The organism is Bordetella bronchiseptica (genome assembly GCF_900636925.1).
Lineage (GTDB): Bacteria > Pseudomonadota > Gammaproteobacteria > Burkholderiales > Burkholderiaceae_B > Bordetella > Bordetella pertussis.
On record NZ_LR134326.1, the window covers coordinates 4,225,170 to 4,243,999 of the forward strand.

The following is an 18,830-nucleotide window of genomic DNA, read 5'->3' on the forward strand; positions in this document are numbered from 1 at the left end:
GGCATGCAGCGGCGATGAGCGCGATGTTCATCGCCGTTGGGCATTGCGGCCCGGCCATTTTCCGATTCAAAAGCAGAGACAAGCAGCCATGAGCAAGCTCAACGAAACCCACGATCCAGCCCTGCAAAGCTGGGTTGCCAGCGCCAACGCCGCCGACACCTCGTTCCCGATCCAGAACCTGCCGTTCGCCGCGTTCCGCCGCAAGGGTACGCAGGACCCGTTCCGCCCCGGCGTGGCGATCGGCGACGCCATTGTCGACCTGGCGGCGCTGGCCGCCCAGGCGCCGTTCGACGGCACCGCCGCGGCCGCGCTGGCCGCCTGCCAGGGCGAACGGCTCAACGCGCTGATGGCGCTCGACCAGGCGCACTGGAGCGCGCTGCGCCTGGCGCTGTCGCGCGCGCTGCGCACGGGCTCGGCCCTGCAGGGGCGCATCGAGCCGCTGCTGGTGGCGCAGGCCGAGGCCGAATACACCACGCCGGCGCACATCGGCGACTACACCGATTTCTATATCTCGGTGCACCACGCCACCGCCGTGGGCAAGCAGTTCCGCCCCGACAACCCCCTGCTGCCCAACTACAAGTGGGTGCCCATCGGCTATCACGGCCGCGCCTCCAGCATCGGCGTGGACCAGCGCTTTGCGCGCCCGGTCGGCCAGACCCGTCCGGCGGCCGAAGGCGAGGCGCCGCAGTTCGGCCCGTGCCAGCGGCTGGACTACGAACTGGAGCTGGGCATCTTCGTGGGCCGCGGCAACGCGCAAGGCGAGCGCATCGCGCTGGGCGAAGCCGAATCGCACGTGTTCGGCCTGTGCATCCTGAACGACTGGTCCGCGCGCGACATCCAGGCCTGGGAATACCAGCCGCTGGGCCCCTTCCTGGCCAAGAACTTCGCCTCCACGATTTCGCCCTGGATCGTCACGCTGGAAGCGCTGGAGCCCTTCCGCGCCGCGTGGACGCGCGACGCCGCCGACCCGCAGCCGCTGCCGTACCTGGAATCGGCCGAGAATCGCGCGCACGGCGCGTTCGACGTGCAGATGGAAGTGCTGATCTCGACCGAGCAGTCGCGCGCCAAGCATGCGCAGCCGGCGCTGCTGTCGCGCAGCAACTTCCGCGACGCCTACTGGAACATCGCGCAGCTGGTGGCCCACCACACGGTCAACGGCTGCAACCTGCAACCCGGCGACATGATGGGCACCGGCACGCTGTCCGGCCCGCAAGCCTCCGAGGCGGGCTCGCTGCTGGAGCTGACCAACGGCGGCAAGCAGCCGCTCGACCTGCCCTGGGGCGAACAGCGCACCTTCCTGCAGGACGGCGACCAGATCATCATGCGCGCCGAATGCAGCAAGCCCGGCTATCCCCGCATCGGCTTCGGCGACTGCGTGGGAACCGTGCTGGCCGCCAAGTAATCCCCTCCGGTGCCTGGCTCCCCCGGCACCATCTCCCGCGGGCCCACAACGCCCCGCGGGTGACGAAGGTGCCTGTCCCAACCGGGACAGGCACCTTTTTTCCTTGCGGGCCTACTTCGGCAGCTTGTAGCGCTCTTCGCGGTACGCCCAGCTGGGCCACAGGGCGAAGGCCAGCGCCTCGTCGCGCAACGCCGGGTCGATGTCGATGGGGATGTACTTCTCGTCGCGCATGGACGCCGCCGCCGTATAGCGGTACTCGCGCGGGTCCTTGCCGGGCTCGATGACCAGCAGCGAATCGCCCTTCAGGTAGCCGAAGTTGTCGCCATACTGCATGATGGCCCGGTTGGGGTCGCGCTGGGTCAGGTCCGCGCCCAGCATGGGGTTGACGTTGTCCAGGCCGATCAGCGACAGCAGGGTCGGCCCCATGTCGATCTGGCTCACGATGCGATCGTCGCTGCGCGGCGGGACCGTGCCGCCGAGGATCAGCGCCGGGATCTGGAAATGCCGCACCGGCACCAGGTTGGCGCCATACACGCGCGAATCGTGGTCGGCGATCACCAGGAACACGGTGTTGTCCCAGTACGGCGCCTTCCTGGCCTTGTCGAAGAACTGGCCCATGGCCCAGTCGGCGTAGCGCACGGTGTTGTCCACCGAGGCCGGGTCGCCCACCGGCTCGATGCGCCCCGCCGGATATTCCCACGGCGAATGGTTGCTGACCGAGAAGGCCAGCGTGAAGGTGGACTTGCCGTCGTCGGCGCGCAGCAGGCGATCGAGCTGGTTGAACATGTCCTCGTCGGACGCGCCCCACGACCCCACGAACACCGGGTCGACGAACGACTGGCGGTCGATCACCTCGTTGAAGCCGTTGCCCAGGAAGAAGCCGCGCATGTTGTCGAAGTGCGCTTCGCCGCCGTAGATGAAGCGCGAATGGAAGCCGTGGCGGCCCAGCAGGTCGGCCAGGGTGAAGAAGCCGGTCTGCGAGCGCGGCAGCTTCAGCACCGCCTCGGCCACGGTGGGCAGGAAGCCCGCGGTGACCGCCTCCAGGCCGCGCACCGAGCGCGTGCCGGTGGCATAGGCGCGGTTGAACATCCAGCCGTCCTTGGCCAGGCGATCCAGCTGGGGCGTGAGGTCGCGCCCGCCCAGGCTGCCCACGTACTGCGCGCCCAGGCTCTCCTGCAGGATGATCACCAGGTTGAGCGGCTTGTCGCGGCGCACGGTGGCCGTCTGCTTGTGCAGGCTGGGGTAGCGGGCGTCCAGCGGCGGATCTTCCAGCCCGGCCGCCGCCCGCACGATGCGGTTCATCTCCTCGGTTTTCATGGGCGGATACAAGGCGGCCGACGAGCGCTCGTCCTGCAGGCGATAGGCCGCGTCCAGCACGTTGCCCAGCGAATTGAGCGGCAGCGTGTTGACCATGGCGTCGCTGCTGAAGGCCACCATGGAGGCATTGATGGGCCGGTGCTGCAGGGTGCCGCGCGCGGCCAGCACCACCACGGCCAGCACCGCCAGGGTGACGAAGGGGCGCTTCCACCACTTCATGAAGCCGTCCTGGCGGCCGGTGGGAAACAGCCGCACGGCCAGCCAGGCGGCCAGCACCAGCACCACGAAGGATGCCAGCAGCACGCCCTTGTAGCCTTCCCACAGCATGGAGGCGACTTCGCGCGGATGCACCAGGTACTCGAAATACAGGCGGTTGGGCCGGGTGTCGTATTCGGCGATGAACTGCGGCGTGGATACTTCCAGCAACACAAACAGCATCCACCAGACGCGATACCACCATGCCGTGGCGCTGGCGGCCCAGGCGCGGTGCCCGAACCACGGCGCCAGCACGGCCGGCAAGGCCAGGACCAGGGCCAGCAGGCGCAGGTCCATGCGCAGGCCGCCGAGCATGATGGGGCCCAGGCCGCCGGCGGCCTGGACGCGGTCCCATTGCCAGGCGGACAGGCCCAGCCGGCTGAGTGTCAGCAGGACCAGGATGGCGATCGCGAAACGTATGGTCAGCCTGCGCACGGGATTCCTCGTCGGCGGCGGGAGGGCCAGGGCCTCGTCCGCCTCGTTGCAAAAAAAGACGCGCAAGCATACCTGTTGGGCGTCAAATCGATGTCAAATTTTGTGTAGCCAAAATCGTCCACCAGATGGACGAATGCACTCCGAATCAGGTAAAGCGCAGCACGAACCGCGTGCCGCGCGCCGGGCCGTCGCGCTCGGAATCGACCGAAAGCTGCCAGCCCTGCATGTCGCACACGCGCTTGGCGATGGCCAGCCCCAGGCCGCGCGGCAATTCGTTCGAGCCGTTGTCGGCGCTATCGCGCAACCGCCCGCTGTAGAAGCGCTGGAACACGAACGGCAGCTCTTCGGCGGCGATGCCGCGGCCATCGTCGCGCAGTTCGAGGGCGCCATCGGGGCGCAGCGCCGCCGTGAGCGTGGCCGGAGCCGCGTGTTCGATGGCATTGCGCACCAGGTTGCGCAGCACGGTCAGCATGGCGTAGCGGTCCAGCACGTGCGCGCTGCCGGCCGGAATGCGGTTGGCGAACGCCAGGCCGGCCGCTTCGGCGTTGACCTCCAGCCCGCGCCAGGCGTCGTCCATGCAGGCGGCCAGATCGACGCGCTCGGGCGCGCGCGGCTCGTCGCGCGCCATGGCCCGGGCGCTCTCCAGCGCCGTCGACACGTTGTCCACGTTGGCCACGATGCGCACCAGCCGGGTGCGCAGGCCCTCGTCCAGCCCGGCGGCCAGCAGCATCATCTCGCTGTCGGAGCGGATCGCCGCCAGCGGCGTGCGCACCTCGTGGCTGACGTTGACCGAAAACTCGCGCTCGCGCGCAATCGAACGGTCGACCTGGTTCTGGACCCGGTTGAATGCCTCGATCAGGCGGCCCGCCTCGTCGTCGCGGGTGACGGCCAGGTCGGGCGCGCCCGGCGCCCAGTTGGCCAGGCGGCGGGTCAGCTCGACCAGCGGGCCGACCGCCACGCCGGCCACCCGCCGCGAGATGCCATAGGCGGCCACGATGCAGATGGCGCCCACGCCCAGCACGAACAGGCCGAAATCATGGACCCGGGCCTCGTTGTCGGTGGCGTCGTAGAGCACGTAGATACGCGCGTCCTCCACATCGGCCACCATGACGTGCCAGGTTTCGGCGCCGGGCTCGAGCAGATGCATGCCGACGCCCAGGCCGTGCAGCGGCTGCGGCAAGTCGGACTGCGCGGCGCCCGCGCGCACCAGCCAAGCGCGCATCGCGCCGCCCAGTTCGCGCGCCCCGCGGTCGGGCAGGAAGTGGTCGTCGGCGGCCACGTGCTGGATCAGGCGGTCGGTCTCGGTGGACAGGATGTCGTTGACGAGATCGTCTTCCATCTTGTCGAACGTCAGGTACGACAGCAGCACCAGGGCGGTGACGAACAGCGCCACGCTGCCGGTCAATGCCCACACGACGCGCTGCGTCAGCGATCCCGATCCATTGCCGGAAACAGGCCGTGCACTCATGCGCCACCCGCCGGCAGCGCCAGCCGCCAGCCCGTTCCGTGCACGGTTTCGATGCCGTCGAACCCGGCATCGGCCAGCGCGCGGCGCAGCAGATGCACCTGGCTGCGCAAGGCGTCCGAGGACGGCGGGTCGTCGCCCCATAGGGCGTTTTCGAGTTGCTCGCGCGAGACCACCCGGCCGGGATCGCGCAGCAGCACCTCGACGATCATGCCGCACTTGCGGGTGAGGTGCACCGGTTTGCCGTGCACCGCGACCTCGCGCGTGGCGCTGTCGAACTGCAGGGGGCCGAAGCTGCGCAGGCTATCGACCACGGCGCCGCGCGAGCGCTGGATCAGGGCCAGCAGGCGCGCCTCGACCTCGGCCAGCGCGAACGGCTTGGTCAGGTAATCGTCGGCGCCATGCGCGAAGCCGGCCAGCTTGTCGTCCAGGCCGTCGCGGGCGGTGAGCATCAGCACCGGCAAGGCGGCGCGCCGCTCGACGCGCAGCGCGTGCAGCACGGCATGGCCATCCATGCCGGGCAGCCCGACGTCCAGCACCATGGCGTCGAAAGCGTGTTCGTCCAGCAGGGCCAGCGCCGAACGGCCATCGTAGGCGGCGTCCGGCACGAAGCCGCGCACCTGCAGGTAGTCGTACAGGTTGGCCGCGATGGTGAGATCGTCCTCGACGATCAGGACGCGGAAATGCCGGTTGGCGGGCGCGGCGGTCATGGCGGCGGGGCGCGTCAGGCCTGCAGGACCTTGCCGGGATTGAGCAGGCCGCGCGGATCGAGCGCCGCCTTGAGCCTCTTCATCAGGGCCAGCTCGACGGCGCTCTTGTAGCGCGGCAATTCATCGCGCTTGAGCTGCCCCACGCCATGCTCGGCGCTGATCGAGCCCGCGAACGCCTGCACGCTGCCGTGCACCGCGTCGTACACCTGCGACTGCAGCCCCAGCAGGTCGGCTTCGGTCTGGCCCGGCCCGCGCGCCACGTTGTAATGCAGGTTGCCATCGCCCAGGTGGCCGAAGATCACATTGCGCACCCCGGGGAAACGCCCCTGCAGCAGGCCGTTGGTCTGGTGCACGAAGGCGGCGATGGCGGAGATGGGAATGGACACATCGTGCTTGATCGACTTGCCCAGCTCGGCCTCGGCCAAGGGAATGCTCTCGCGCAGGTGCCAGAGCGCCTGGCTTTGCGCCAGGTTCTCGGCGATGGCCGCGTCGGCGACCAGCCCGTCCTCGATGGCCGCGCCCACCACCGCCTCGAAGCGCGCGCGGGCATGCGCTTCGCTTTCGCTGTCGGACAGCTCCAGCAAGGCAAACCAGGGCGAGTCCGCGCTGGCGCCGTCGAACGGCAGGCGCTGTTGCGGAAACAGCCGGGTGACGGCCTGCAGGCAATCGGCCGCCATCAGTTCGAAACCGGTAAGCGAGGCGCCAAAGCCGCCGCGCGCGCGCGACAGCACCTCGACCGCCGCATCGATGCTGTCCAGCGCCAGCAAGGCGGTGCAGGTTGCCACCGGCAAGGGAAACAGCTTGAGCGTGGCGGCGGTGATGATGCCCAGCGTACCTTCGCTGCCCACGTACAGGTCGCGCAAATCGTAGCCGGTGTTGTCCTTGCGCAGGCCGCGCAGGCCGTTCCAGATCTCGCCTTCGGCGGTCACCACTTCCAGGCCCAGCGTCAGTTCGCGCGCATTGCCGTAGCGCAGCACCTGCGTGCCGCCCGCGTTGGTGGCCAGGTTGCCGCCGATGGTGCAGCTGCCCTCGGCGGCCAGGCTGAGCGGAAACAACCGGCCGGCCTGCTCGGCCGCCTGCTGCACGGCCTGCAGCACGCAGCCTGCTTCCACCGTGATCGTGTCGTTGTCGGTATCGATGGCGCGCACGCGGTTCAGCCGCGTGGTGGACAGCACCACGGCGCTGCCGCTGTCGTCCGGCGTGGCCCCGCCGCACAGGCCGGTGTTGCCGCCCTGCGGCACCAGCGGGGCGCCATGCGCCTGGCACAACCGGACCACCGCCGCGACTTCCTCGGCGCTGCCCGGCCGCGCCACGGCCAGCGCGCGGCCGCGATAGCGCCGGCGCCAGTCCAGCAGGAACGGCTCGGCGTCGTCGCCGGTCAGCACATGGGACGGGCCCAGCAGGGCCCGCAATTCGCTTGGCAAGGTCATGGTTCGGCGCGCTCGCTGCGGCGGGCCCCGCCGGGCCCGCGATACGGAATCGGCTTATTGTAGTGGCACGCGGCCAGGGCCGGCTCGCCCCTCAGCTGGCTATGCGGTCCAGTTGCGAGCCGGTCAGGCCCGAGCAGAAGGCGGGCGATGCGATGCGGTCCATCAGGAAGGCGCGGTCGGCCTGGGCCAGGCCGGGCAGCTTGGCCAGCGCCTGGTAGGCGCGCCGCAACGCCTCGCCCCGGGTCGCGCCGTAGGTAAGCAGGTGCGCGCCGCGCCGCCCGCTGTCGGCGCAGGCGCTGATGCGCACTTCGAGCGCGTGGCCGCCGGAAGCGGCATCGGCCGCCGGCCCGCCTTGCTGCAGGCCGCACAGGCGCGCCTCGATCATGCGGAACATGCCCGTGCCCACGTCCAGCGAGAACACGACCGTGCCGATGCCGCGCCAGCCGCGATCGCGGGCGATGCGCACCGCCACGCCGCGCAGGGTTGCCTCCAGGCGGGCGGACAGGCGCGGCGCCGGGCATTCGGCGATCAGCACCCGCGCGGCGCGCCAGACACAGCGCTCCCAGGCACGGCCGGCCTCGACGCTGCCGTCGATGCCCGCGTGCACGGGGATATCCAGCCGGCGTTCGCCGCCGGCAGTCAGGTCGACCCGGCCCGGCGCCATGCGCCGGCGTGTCGAGACGAACGAAATATCGGCGCTCATCGGCCACCTCCCGTTCAAGTTCGTCAATAACGATAAGCGTATCACCTTCTGGCTTATGCAATTTTCGTGCCGTGCTTATTCCTACGCCGCGCCGGCCATGCGCGCCCTCGCCGGGGGCCTGGCCGGCACCGCGCCGAGGCCGGACGCACCGAAATCGGGCGCGGCGCGGGGGACGGGGCCGAAATCGGGGATAATTCCGGTCATGGCCGGCCGGCGGCCGGCGGACACAACCCGCGGCGGACTTGCGCCCGCCGCTTCAGCATTGGACAAGGATTTCCGTGGCGCACCCCTTTCCCGCATCGGTCTACAAGGCGTACGACATCCGTGGCTCGGTTCCCGACCAGCTCGACCCGGTATTCGCCCGGGCGCTGGGCCGTGCCCTGGCCGCCAGCGCCCGCGCGCAGGGCATCGGCGCCCTGGTGGTCGGCCGCGACGGCCGCCTGAGCAGCCCCGACCTGGCCGGCGCGCTGCAGGAAGGCATCATGGAAGGCGGTGTGGATACCCTGGATATCGGCCAGGTGCCCACGCCGCTGGTCTATTTCGCGGCGCACACCCAGGGCACGGGCTCGGGCGTGGCGGTCACCGGCAGCCACAACCCGCCGCAGTACAACGGCTTCAAGATGATGATGGGCGGCCAGGCCCTGTACGGCCCGGCCGTGCAGGCGCTGCGCCCGGCCATGCTGGCGCCGGCTGCGGCGCCGGGCACCTGGGGCGAACGCCGCCAGCTCGATGTCGTCCCCGCCTATATCGAGCGCATCGTGTCGGACGTGAAGCTGGCGCGCCCCATGAAGATCGCCGTCGACTGCGGCAATGGCGTGGCCGGCGCCCTGGCGCCGCAATTGTTCCGCGCGCTGGGCTGCGAAGTGGACGAACTCTATTGCGAGGTCGACGGCACGTTTCCCAACCACCATCCCGACCCGGCCGAACCGCGCAACCTGCAGGACCTGATCGCCCATGTCACCAGCACCGACTGCGAGCTGGGCCTGGCCTTCGACGGCGACGGCGACCGCCTGGGCGTGGTGACCAAGTCCGGCCAGATCATCTGGCCCGACCGCCAGCTGATCCTGTTCGCCCGCGACGTGCTGGCCCGCTGCCCCGGCGCGACCATCATCTATGACGTCAAGTGCAGCCGGCACGTGGGCGTGGCCATCGAGCAAAGCGGCGGCGTGCCGCTGATGTGGCAGACCGGCCATTCGCTGGTGAAGGCCAAGCTGGCCGAGACCGGCGCGCCGCTGGCCGGCGAGATGAGCGGCCATATCTTCTTCAAGGAGCGCTGGTACGGCTTCGACGACGGCCTGTACACCGGCGCCCGCCTGCTGGAAATCGTCTCCCGCGAAACCGATGCGTCGCGCCCGCTGGAGGCCCTGCCGCAGGCGCTGTCGACCCCCGAGCTCAAGCTGGAAATGGCCGAGGGCGAGCCGCATGCGCTGATCGCCGCCCTGCAGCAGCAGGGCGAGTTCGCCAGCGCCAGCCGGCTGGTTACGATAGACGGCGTGCGCGCGGAATACCCGGACGGCTTCGGGCTGGCGCGCGCCTCCAATACCACCCCCGTCGTCGTGCTGCGCTTCGAGGCGGAGACCGAGCCGGGCCTGGCCCGCATCCAGCAGGAATTCCGCCAGCAGCTGCTGCGGCTGGCTCCGCAAGCCAAACTGCCCTTCTGACCACCCATGCCTACACCGCTGCCCTCCAGTTCCGCCTGGCTCGCGTTCGCCGACGCGGCGCGCCACTCGTCGCGCCGCGGCGCCCGGTTGCGCGTCATCGAAGCGGCGGGGCTGCGGGTGGACCTGACCGCCCAGGCGCACTCCGACGACCTCGACAGCGCCGCCGAGGACCTGCTGGCGCAGCAGGATTTCGACAACGCCCGCGCCCAGCTGTTCGACGGCGGCCCGGCCAACTGGACCGAACACCGCCCGGCCTGGCACACGGCGCTGCGCGCCGCCCGGCCGCCCACGCCGGTGGCCGGCGCCATCCTGGGCGAGCGCGACAGGCTGCGCCGCTTCGTGCAGGACGCCGACATGCGCGGCGCCTACCGCCATGTCCTGCACCTGGGCATAGGCGGCAGCGACTGGGGCCCGCGCATGGTCACGCGCGCGCTGCGCCACAACGGCCTCAAGCGCGAAGTGCGCTTCGCCTCCAACGTCGATTCGCATGCGGTCGCCGACGCGCTGCATCATCTCGACCCGCACGATACGCTGATCATCGTGGCGTCCAAGTCGTTCACCACGACCGAGCCGCTCGCCAACGCCGAAGTCGCCATGAACTGGTTGCGCAACGCCGGCGTGGCCGACCCGGTGCGGCAGGTCGTGGCGATCACCGCCAACGTCGACGCGGCGCTGGATTTCGGCATTTCGCCGCAGCACATCTTCCGTTTCTGGGACTGGGTGGGCGGCCGCTATTCGCTGTGGTCCGCCATCGGGTTGCCGGTGGCGCTGGCGCTGGGCTGCGACGCGCTGGACGAACTGCTGGCCGGCGCGGCCGCCATGGACCAGCATTTCCTGCATACGCCGATGCGCCGCAACGCGCCGCTGCAGATGGCGCTGGCGGGCGTGGCCAACCGCAGCGTGCTGGGCTACGGCTCGCTGGCGATCACGCCCTACGATTCGCGCCTGACGCACCTGGTGCCGTGGGCGCAACAGCTGGAGATGGAGTCGCTGGGCAAGGTCGCCGGCCATGACGGCTCGCCGGCCGGCGTTCCCACCGGCCCCGTGGTCTGGGGCATGACGGGCACCGACTGCCAGCACACCTTCTTCCAGTGGCTGCACCAGGACACGGCCGGCGCGCCGGTGGATTTCATCGTCTGCGAGCAGGCCGACCATCCCTACGACCACTTCCACAAGCTGCTGATCGCCAACTGCCTGGCGCAACGCGCGGCGCTGCTGCGCGGCAAGCCGTTCGACGAAGCGCTCAAGGAAGCGCGGCTGGTCGAGTCCGATCCGCAGCAGGCCGAGATCCTGGCGCACCACCGCGTGCATCCGGGCGGACGCCCGTCCACGCTGATCATGCTGCCGCGCCTGTCGGCCCACGCGCTGGGCGCGCTGCTGGCCATGTACGAACACAAGGTGTTCGCGCAGGGCGTGCTGTGGGGGATCAACCCGTTCGACCAGTGGGGCGTGGAATACGGCAAGGCGCTGGCGCGCAATATCATCCGCGAGCTGGAGAACCCGTCGAGCGAGGTGAACCAGCAGGACCCCTCGACCCGCTACTGGATCGACGCGCTGCGCAAGCAGCCCTAGGAACGGTTCAGCGCGCCAGCGCGCGATAAATGGCCAGGTGGCGGCGGCATACATCCTCGATGCCGAACTCGCGCTCGGCCAGCGCGCGGCCGGCCGCGCCCATGCGCTGGCGCAAGGACGCGTCCTCGGCCAGCCGGGCGATCGCGTCGGCCAAGGCCGGCGCGTCGCGCGGCGGCACCAGCAGGCCGGTGACATCGGGGTCGATCGCGTCGCGGCAGCCCGGCACGTCGGTGGTGACCACGGCGCGCCCGCAGGCGGCGGCCTCCAGCAGGGACTTGGGCAGGCCTTCGCGGTAGGACGGCAGCACCGCCATGTGCGCCGCGCCGTACAGGGCCGCGATATCCTTGCGCTCGCCCAGCACCTCGACGCAGCCTTCGTCCTGCCATTGCGCGGCCTGCTCCGGCGTGATGGACGCCGGGTTGCCGGGATCCACGCCGCCGGCCAGCTGCATGCGCACGGACAGCCCGCGCCCGCGCAGCAGGCGCGCGGCCTCGACGAATTCCCGCACGCCCTTGTCGCGCAGCAGGCGCGCGGCCATCAGCGCCGTCACCGGCGCCGCGGGCTCCGGCACGACGCGGTATTGGCCCAGGTCGACGCCCGAACCGCGGATCATGACCACCTGCTCCGCGCGCACGGCGCCCAGGCGCGCCAGCACATCGCGATCGGCGGTGTTCTGGAACACGATGCGGCTGTTGCGATGGCCCAGCGCCAACCGGTAGAGACGGCCGACCGCGGCCCGCAGCAGGCGCGCCTTCAGGCCGCCTGCCACGAACACGAAACCCAGCCCGGAGATGGCCGCCACCATGGCGGGCACGCCCGCCAGCCGGGCGGCGATGCCGCCGTAGAGCACCGGCTTGATGGTCACCAGATGCACCAGGCCGGGCCGCAGGCGCCGGAACAGGCGCACCAGCGCCCACACGCTGCGCAGCTCCTGCAGCGGCTGCTTGCCGCTGCGCGTCATCGGAATGGCATGATGGGCAAAGCCGCGCGCCACGATATCCGGCACGCTGGGGCCGTCCATGGTCGCCACGTGCACCTCGTAGCCGTCGGCGCGCGCGGCCTCGGCCAGCGGCAGCCGGTGCGACAGGAAGAAGGCCGGGTTGTTGACGACGAACAGCAGGCGGCGCGGCGATGTCATGCGCGTTCTCCGGAAATGCGGCGCCACACGGCCTCGTAGGACTCGACCATGCGGCGCAGGTCGAACTCGGCCAGCACGCGCTGGCGGCCGGCGGCGCCGGCCGCGTCGCGCCCACGCGCGGCGATCCCGGCCAGCGCGGCCTCGATCGCCGCCGCCAGCGCGGCCGGCTGCTGGGCCGGCGCCACGCCGCCGGTGTCGCCGACGATGTAGGCGGCGTCACCGACATCGGTGGCCACGCAGGGCGTGCCGCAGGCCATCGCCTCGGCCACGACATTGGGAAAGCCTTCGGCGCAACTCGACAGCACATGCAGGTCGAGCGCGTTCATGACCGCCGGCACGTCGTCGCTGGGGCCGGCCAGCAGCACGCGGCCGCGCAGGCCTTCGGCATCGATCAGCGCGGCCAGGCCTGCGTTGCCCGGCGACATGCCGCGGCCGACCAGGGCGCACTGCAGCCCGCGGTCGCGCCCCTCGCGCACCAGCCCCCCCAACGCGGCCAGCAGGTTGGCGTGGTCCTTGAGCGGATCCCAGCGGGCCACGCAGCCGACCAGCGGCGTCTCGGGGGCCACGCCCCACAGCGATCGCATGCGCTCGCGCGCCTGCGCATCGGGCGCGTAGCGCGACAGGTCATAGCCATTGGGGATCACCACCATGCGCGCGCCGTCGTAGCCATGCCGCCGGTGGCGCGTGGCCGCATCCTGCGCCGCGCACACGATGGCCGCCGGCAGGCGCGCCGACAGCCGCGCGCACAGCTTGAGCACCAGCCGCGCGGAACGGCTGCTGCGATCGAGATGTTCGCCGGAATTGCGGATACCCCATGCGACCGCGCGGATCCCGGCCAGCCGCGCGGCCACGCCGCCGATCAGGTCGGCGTGGTACATCCAGGTCTGCACGGCGTCGGGACGTTCGCGCCGCAGCAGCGCGCGCAGGGCCAGCAGGCCGCCCAGCGTGACGCGGCCGCGCGGCATGCCCAGTGCATGCACCGGCACCCCGGCGGCGCGCAGGCGCGTGCCATAGACGCCTTCGTCAGTCAGCGAGATCACGCTATGGCGCACCCGCTGGTCAGGCCAGGTGGCGAGCCGGAACAGGACGGATTCGGCGCCTCCCTGGCCCAGGCCGGTGATCACGTGCATGACGCGCAGGATCCGCGTCATGCGCCGCCCCGCACGCGCTCGAACAGCGCATCCCATTGCGCCAGCACCGCCGGCAGCGCATAGCGCTGGCGCACCGACTGCGCCGCCCGCCGGCCCAGGTCGCGGCGCAGCTCCGGGTCGCGCATGAGGCGGCCCAGCGCATCGCGCAGCGCGTCGCGCTGGCCTGCCGGCACCAGCAGGGCGTCGCGTCCGCCGCGCGTCATTTCGGCCGGGCCGCTGGGGCAGTCGAAGGCGGCGCAGGGCAAGCCCAGCGACATGGCTTCCAGCAGCACGTTGGGAAACCCCTCCACCGCCGAGCTGAGCACGAATGCATCGGCCTTGGCCAGCTCGTCCCAGGGCGCGGCGGTGCGGCCGGGCATATGGATGCGGGTGACCAGCCCGCGCGCCGCGACCTGCGCCTGCAGGTCGTCGCGGCGCGGGCCCTCGCCCCAGATCCACAAGTCCCAGTCGGGGAATTCGTCGGCCAGGCCGGCGTAGGCGTCGATCAACAGATCGAACCGCTTGTCCGGCACCATGCGCCCCATCGCCATGAGCCGCTTGCGCGCGGCCGGCGCGGCGCCGCTGCCGGCGGCCGGCGTGGCGTCGAACAGCTCGGGCGGCAGCGGATTGGGAATCACGCACAACTGCTTGAGGCCGGGCACCTGGCGCGCGAACGGCTCGACCGTCGCGTCGGCCTGCACCGTGACCATGTCGGCCAGGGGGTACAGGACGCGGCGCAGCACGCGCCATACGCGGCCGATGCTGGTATCGACGACAGGGTTGGTGCGCTCGCACACGATCAGCGGCGTCTTCAGGCCCCGGGTGGCCAGGATGGCCGCCACGTTGACGTTGGTCAGGAAGGACACCACCACGTCGGGCGCGCGCTCTCGCACCACGGCGCGCAGCGCCCGCAGGCGCTGCCATGCCGCCACGGCGCCGCCCGAGCGGGTGCCGGCCCGATCGGCCAGCCACAGCAGTTCGACATCGTCGGACAGCGGATAAAAACAAGTGCCCTTGGACGAGTAGGTGGGCATCAGCGTGATCTGGTCGCCACGCGCGGCCCAGCCATTGGCAAGCGTGGCGGCGACCCGTTCGGCGCCGCCGGCGTGCATGGAACTGACCAGCAACAATATCTTCATCGGCGGCCGGCCTCATCGCCGGCCCCGGCGCGATAGCGGTCCAGCCAGGCCTGCATCATCAGCACGCCCCACAGATGGCTGTCCCAGTTGCGGTGCCCCGACAGGTGTTCGCGCCATTTGCGCAGGATGGGCTCGGGCTCGAACCAGCCTTCCTGGCGCAGGCGCGCCGGGTCCAGCAAGGCCTCGGCCCAGTCGCGCAGCGGCCCGCGCAGCCAGGCGGCCAGCGGCACGGCGAAGCCGCGCTTGGGCCGATCCACCATGGCCTGCGGCACGTGGCGGTACAGCAACTGGCGCAGCAGCCACTTGCCGGTGCCGCCGCGCACCTTGTATTCGAACGGCAGCTGCCAGGCGAATTCGTAGACGCGATGGTCGATCAGCGGCACGCGCGTCTCCAGGCTGACGGCCATCGCCGCGCGGTCGACCTTGACCAGGATGTCGTCGGGCAGGTAGGTGACCGTGTCCAGCTTCATCATGGCGTCGAAGGTGGAGCCCTCCATCGGTTGCTCGAACGGCGACAGCGGCTCCGTGCCGCCGATCACCACGCGGCCCGGATCGGCCCAGTAGGAGACGAACAGGCGATAGAACTCGCCGCGCGTGTCGGCGCCGAGCAGCTCGCCCAGCTTGCCGACCTTGCCGCGCCAGGCGCCGGCCCCCGGCAGCGCGGCCGAGCCGCGCAGCGCCGCGCCCGCCAGATGGCGCAGCGGCCCGGGCATGGCGGCGCATTTGCGCCACCAGTTGTCGACGCGGAAATAGCGCGAATACCCGCCGAACAGCTCGTCGCCGCCATCGCCCGACAAGGCCACCGTCACGTGCTGGCGCGCCATGCGCGTGACCAGCGAGGTCGGGATCTGCGACGAGTCGGCGAAGGGCTCGTCGTACATGTCTGCCAGGGACGGCACCACGGCCAGGCCATCCTCGGCGGTGACGTAGAGCTCGGTATGCTCGGTGCCCAGGTGCGCCGCCACGGCCTTGGCGTGCTCGGCCTCGTTATAGCCCTTTTCGTGAAAGCCGATGGCGAAGGTGCGCACCGGCTGCGCGCTTTGCGCCTGCATCAGGGCCACGACGGTGGAGGAGTCGATGCCGCCGGAAAGAAACGCGCCCAGGCTGACATCCGACAGCATCTGGCCACGCACCGCCTGCGACACCACCTGCTCCAGCGCGTCGATCGCCTGCGCGTCGGACTCGAAGCGGCGCCGGTCGCCCAGGCCCTGGTCGGCCGCGCGGCGCGCCGACCAGTACATCTGGGGTTCGGGCAACTCGCCACGGCGCATCTGCGCCGCGTCGATCTCGACCCAGGCGCCCGGCGGCAGCTTGCGGATGCCGGCGTAGATCGACTGCGGCGCGGGAATGTAGTTGTGGCGCATGAACGAGGCCAGGGCATTGCGATCGAGCTCGCGGCCGAAGCCGGGCACCGGCATGAACGCCTTGAGTTCCGAGCCGAACAGCAGGTTGGCCTGCGAATAGCCGTAGTAAAGCGGTTTCTCGCCCATGCGGTCGCGCATCAACGCCAGCTTGCGCTCGGCGCGGTCCCAGAGCGCGATGGCGAACATGCCCACCGCGGCCTGCAGGGTCTGCTCGAGGCCCCAGCCGGCGAAGCAGGCCAGCACCGTCTCGGTATCGGAGTGGCCGCGCCAGGCCGGCGCCAGCCCGTCCTGCTGCAGGCGCTCGCGCAACTCCATGTGGTTGTAGATCTCGCCATTGAGAACGATGACGTAGCGGCCGCAGGCCGACACCATGGGCTGGTGGCCGGCCTCGGTCAGGTCCAGGATGGCCAGGCGCACATGCGCCAGCGCCAGGTCGGCCTCGGCGTCTTCCCAATAGCCATTGCTGTCGGGGCCGCGGTGGCGGATGCGCCGGCAGCTTTCGGCCAGCACATTGGCCTTGTCCCGCAAGGGACCCCAGATTCCGACAATTCCGCACATGATGTTCAGTTTCCCACGATGATCGTGACGACGACGGGAGCGGCGGCTACTTCGCCTGGCTCAGCGCATCATCGAATAGTTGTTGCCACAGGTCCAGCACATGGCGCGCCGAGAAGCGTTCGCGCACGTCGATGGCGCGGGCGGCCATGGCGCGCCGGCCCGGCTCGTCGTCGATGGCGGCGGCCAGCGCCTGGGCCATGGCCCCGGCGTCGCCCGCCGGCCGCACCAGCACGCCGTCCACGCCGGGGCGCACGATCTCGCGCGGCCCGGTGTCGCAGTCGAAGCTGACCGGCATCAGGCCGCTGGCCATCGATTCCAGCAATGTATTGGACAATCCCTCGAAACGCGAGGTCAGCACGTACAGGGCGGCGCAGGCGTACCAGTCGCCCACGTTGCCGGCCCGCCCGGGCAGCGCCACCCGCTGCGCCAGGCCGGCCTCGTCGACCCGGCGCTGCAGCGCGGCGCGCTCGTCGCCCTCGCCCAGGATCACCAGGTCCCAATCGGGGTATCGCGGCGCGATGCGCGCATAGGCGTCGATGAGCACGTCGAAGCCCTTGTCCGGATGCAGGCGGCCGACCGCCAGCAGGCGCGGCCGGCCGTCGGCGGGCGGCACGAGCACGGGTTCGGTGCGCGGCAAGGGCCAGTGCACCGGATTGGGGATCACCGCCAGCCGCGAACCCGGCACATGCGTGCGCAGCCAGTCGGCGGTGCCGCGCGTCAGCGCCACCACGCGCGCGGCGCGCGGATAGGTCCAGCGCCTCAGGCGCAGCCACATGCCCGAGAGCGCCTGCGACGGCGGATGGGTATGTTCGGTGGCCACGACGCGGCAACCCAGGCCGCGCGCGGCCAGCACCGCCAGCACCGAGGCCGTCGTCATCATGCCCAGCACGATATCGGGCTGGAAATCCTTGATCAGCGCGCGCAAGGCGCGGATCCGCCGCAGGTTGGCCAGCACCCCGCGCCAGCCGCCGCCCTCGCCCGCCGTATCGAGCGTACGCCGCAGGACCTGCGGATGCAGCGGGTAGACGTCGCCCGACGCATCGGCCTGCGTCACCAGCATGACCGCGCGGCCATCGCGCGCCCAGTGGGCGCTGAGATCGGCGGCCACGCGCTCGGCGCCGCCGCCGTGCAGAGAATGGATGAAGATCAGTACGCGCAAGGGACGTTCGGCGGGCCCGGGCATTCAGCGTTTCTCCCTGTCGTCGCCGCCGTCCGCGCCTGGCGCCGGCCGCAGGGCCACGACCGTATAGCAGGCGAACGACAGCAGATACATCAGGCTGGTGGCGAGCATGATCCCCGCGGTGCCCATGCGCGGCGCCAGCACCGTATTGAGCACCGCCTTGAGCAGGAAGTTCGCCACGGCGATGAGCGCCATGATGCGGTAGCGGTTCTGGCTGGCCAGCAGCTGCACCAGGATCAGCACGCCGAAATAGAACGGCAGCTGCAGCAGGCCCCAGCGCAGCACCTGCGCCACGGCCTGGGTATTTTCGGCGGTGAAGGCGCCGCGCTCGAACAGCAGCGCCACGCCCCAGGGCGCCAGCAGCCAGCCCACCACCACGGCGGCCGCGCCGGCGCCGACCATCAGCGCCGACCACTTGAGCGCCATGGCGCGCGCGCGCGCGCCATCGCCGCGGCTTTGCACATCGGCCAGCACGGGCAGCGCGGCGCGCCCCACCGACACCGCGCCGATGCCCAGCACCAGCGACAGCAGGCGGCTGGCGTAGCCCAGCGTGGCGTTGGCGTTGGAGCCCAGATTGGCCGCCGCGTATTGGTCGAGCGGGCCGACGAAACTCATGGCCACCTGCCCGACCAGCATGACGCCGGCGGCGGCGGCCAGCTCCGGCCAGTGCGGCGAACGCAGCGTGAACGCCGGCCAGCCCCAGAATCCGCCGTCGGCGCGCGCGGCCAGCCAGGCCAGCCAGGCGGCCTGGATCGCGTAGCCCACCAGGGTGCCCCACAGCAGCGGGCCCACGCTGTCGGCCGAGGCCGCCAGCATGACCCAGGCCAGCGTCGTCACGGCCGGCACGCTGTCGAGCAGGGTATTGACATGGCGCTCGTGCGAGCGCAGGCGCGCCGCGCTGATGCCGGCCATCAGCAGCAAGGCGGCCACCGGCGCGAAGGCCAGCAGCAGCTCGTGCGTCATGCCGTCGACGGCGCCCGACAGCCCGCCGCCCAGCCAGTCGAGCACATGGGGCCAGGCCATCCAGGTCAGCAGCGCCAGGGCCAGGCCCGCGGCCAGCGACCAGCCCTGCAGTTCGCGCACGAACCGGTCGCGCTCGTGTCCGCCCGCGCGGCGCAGCCGCACCAGCACGGGGATCAGCACGACAGACAGCGCGCCCACGATGGTGACCGGCAGCCAGGTGGCCATGGTCATGGTGAACTGGTAGGCGTCGACGGCGTCGCTGACGCCATAGCGGTACGCCACCGCCATCTCCTTGATGGCGCCGGCGGCCTTGCCCAGTATCAGGAAGACGGCCACCCGGAACGCACCCTTGAAAATGCGTTGGTGGTCCGGATGGATCGCGTCGAGTTTGCGGCGGATGGCTTTCAA

The 18,830-nt window shown here is 71.0% G+C and carries 14 protein-coding genes; 3 read left to right on the top strand and 11 right to left on the bottom strand.

From position 1 onward, the window contains the following. The first annotated feature begins 88 nt into the window (after positions 1-88). Positions 89-1,402, top strand: coding sequence for a fumarylacetoacetase (fahA, locus tag EL288_RS19765; RefSeq protein ID WP_003808480.1), 1,314 nt, complete (start codon positions 89-91; stop codon positions 1,400-1,402). Between the two features lie 111 nt (positions 1,403-1,513). On the opposite strand, the gene EL288_RS19770 is transcribed toward fahA, so the two are convergent. The 5 genes from EL288_RS19770 to EL288_RS19790 form a co-directional block, all read right to left on the bottom strand. Beyond that, positions 1,514-3,475, bottom strand: a complete 1,962-nt coding sequence (locus EL288_RS19770) for an LTA synthase family protein (RefSeq protein ID WP_003808478.1) — start codon at positions 3,473-3,475, stop codon at positions 1,514-1,516. A gap of 79 nt (positions 3,476-3,554) precedes the next feature. Further along, the gene (locus EL288_RS19775; RefSeq protein WP_003808475.1) at positions 3,555-4,877 is read right to left on the bottom strand and encodes a sensor histidine kinase; all 1,323 of its coding nucleotides are present in this window, start codon (positions 4,875-4,877) and stop codon (positions 3,555-3,557) included. Next, positions 4,874-5,584: a response regulator transcription factor gene (locus EL288_RS19780; protein WP_003808473.1), complete on the bottom strand. Its 711-nt coding sequence runs from the start codon at positions 5,582-5,584 to the stop codon at positions 4,874-4,876. Before EL288_RS19780 ends, EL288_RS19775 begins: the two co-directional genes overlap by 4 nt. A 14-nt stretch (positions 5,585-5,598) precedes the next feature. Further along, positions 5,599-7,014: an FAD-binding oxidoreductase gene (locus EL288_RS19785; protein ID WP_003808467.1), complete on the bottom strand. Its 1,416-nt coding sequence runs from the start codon at positions 7,012-7,014 to the stop codon at positions 5,599-5,601. 91 nt (positions 7,015-7,105) lie between these two features. Then, positions 7,106-7,717, bottom strand: coding sequence for a BPTD_3102 family carboxylase-like protein (locus tag EL288_RS19790; protein WP_003808465.1), 612 nt, complete (start codon positions 7,715-7,717; stop codon positions 7,106-7,108). A gap of 278 nt (positions 7,718-7,995) precedes the next feature. On the opposite strand from EL288_RS19790, the gene EL288_RS19795 reads away from it, so the two are divergent. Together EL288_RS19795 and pgi are read left to right on the top strand one after the other, a co-directional pair. Then, complete coding sequence (locus EL288_RS19795; RefSeq protein WP_003808464.1) at positions 7,996-9,378, top strand: phosphomannomutase/phosphoglucomutase; 1,383 nt, start codon at positions 7,996-7,998, stop codon at positions 9,376-9,378. Positions 9,379-9,384: 6 nt separating this feature from the next. Then, on the top strand, positions 9,385-10,950 hold the full coding sequence (gene pgi, locus EL288_RS19800; protein WP_003808462.1) for a glucose-6-phosphate isomerase: 1,566 nt from the start codon (positions 9,385-9,387) through the stop codon (positions 10,948-10,950). A gap of 7 nt (positions 10,951-10,957) precedes the next feature. Here pgi and EL288_RS19805 read toward each other — a convergent pair whose 3' ends face one another. The 6 genes from EL288_RS19805 to murJ are packed head-to-tail and all read right to left on the bottom strand — an operon-like array spanning position 10,958 to position 18,830. Beyond that, the gene (locus EL288_RS19805; protein WP_003808460.1) at positions 10,958-12,088 is read right to left on the bottom strand and encodes a glycosyltransferase family 4 protein; all 1,131 of its coding nucleotides are present in this window, start codon (positions 12,086-12,088) and stop codon (positions 10,958-10,960) included. Further along, positions 12,085-13,239: a glycosyltransferase gene (locus EL288_RS19810; RefSeq protein WP_003808458.1), complete on the bottom strand. Its 1,155-nt coding sequence runs from the start codon at positions 13,237-13,239 to the stop codon at positions 12,085-12,087. The genes EL288_RS19805 and EL288_RS19810 overlap by 4 nt, the downstream gene beginning before the upstream one ends. Continuing rightward, entirely contained in the window at positions 13,236-14,357 is a 1,122-nt protein-coding gene (locus EL288_RS19815) for a glycosyltransferase family 4 protein (protein ID WP_003808455.1), read from the bottom strand. The genes EL288_RS19810 and EL288_RS19815 overlap by 4 nt, the downstream gene beginning before the upstream one ends. Beyond that, positions 14,354-16,279 carry an asparagine synthase (glutamine-hydrolyzing) gene (gene asnB / locus EL288_RS19820; protein ID WP_126622018.1) on the bottom strand — a complete coding sequence of 642 codons (1,926 nt, stop codon included), beginning with the start codon at positions 16,277-16,279 and terminating at the stop codon, positions 14,354-14,356. The genes EL288_RS19815 and asnB overlap by 4 nt, the downstream gene beginning before the upstream one ends. Before the next feature lie 46 nt (positions 16,280-16,325). Continuing rightward, on the bottom strand, positions 16,326-17,462 hold the full coding sequence (locus EL288_RS19825) for a glycosyltransferase family 4 protein (RefSeq protein WP_010925971.1): 1,137 nt from the start codon (positions 17,460-17,462) through the stop codon (positions 16,326-16,328). Next, positions 17,463-18,830, bottom strand: a complete 1,368-nt coding sequence (murJ, locus tag EL288_RS19830) for a murein biosynthesis integral membrane protein MurJ (protein ID WP_126622019.1) — start codon at positions 18,828-18,830, stop codon at positions 17,463-17,465. It lies immediately after the preceding gene.

Bases quoted from the DNA above. Each gene is read 5' to 3' on its own strand.
- EL288_RS19805 (WP_003808460.1), bottom strand. From the start codon at position 12,088: ATGACATCGCCGCGCCGCCTGCTGTTCGTCGTCAACAACCCGGCCTTC.
- EL288_RS19780 (WP_003808473.1), bottom strand. From the start codon at position 5,584: ATGACCGCCGCGCCCGCCAACCGGCATTTCCGCGTCCTGATCGTCGAG.
- EL288_RS19785 (WP_003808467.1), bottom strand. From the start codon at position 7,014: ATGACCTTGCCAAGCGAATTGCGGGCCCTGCTGGGCCCGTCCCATGTG.
- EL288_RS19810 (WP_003808458.1), bottom strand. From the start codon at position 13,239: ATGACGCGGATCCTGCGCGTCATGCACGTGATCACCGGCCTGGGCCAG.
- fahA (WP_003808480.1), top strand. From the start codon at position 89: ATGAGCAAGCTCAACGAAACCCACGATCCAGCCCTGCAAAGCTGGGTT.
- EL288_RS19815 (WP_003808455.1), bottom strand. From the start codon at position 14,357: ATGAAGATATTGTTGCTGGTCAGTTCCATGCACGCCGGCGGCGCCGAA.
- EL288_RS19775 (WP_003808475.1), bottom strand. From the start codon at position 4,877: ATGAGTGCACGGCCTGTTTCCGGCAATGGATCGGGATCGCTGACGCAG.
- EL288_RS19825 (WP_010925971.1), bottom strand. From the start codon at position 17,462: ATGCCCGGGCCCGCCGAACGTCCCTTGCGCGTACTGATCTTCATCCAT.
- EL288_RS19790 (WP_003808465.1), bottom strand. From the start codon at position 7,717: ATGAGCGCCGATATTTCGTTCGTCTCGACACGCCGGCGCATGGCGCCG.
- pgi (WP_003808462.1), top strand. From the start codon at position 9,385: ATGCCTACACCGCTGCCCTCCAGTTCCGCCTGGCTCGCGTTCGCCGAC.
- asnB (WP_126622018.1), bottom strand. From the start codon at position 16,279: ATGTGCGGAATTGTCGGAATCTGGGGTCCCTTGCGGGACAAGGCCAAT.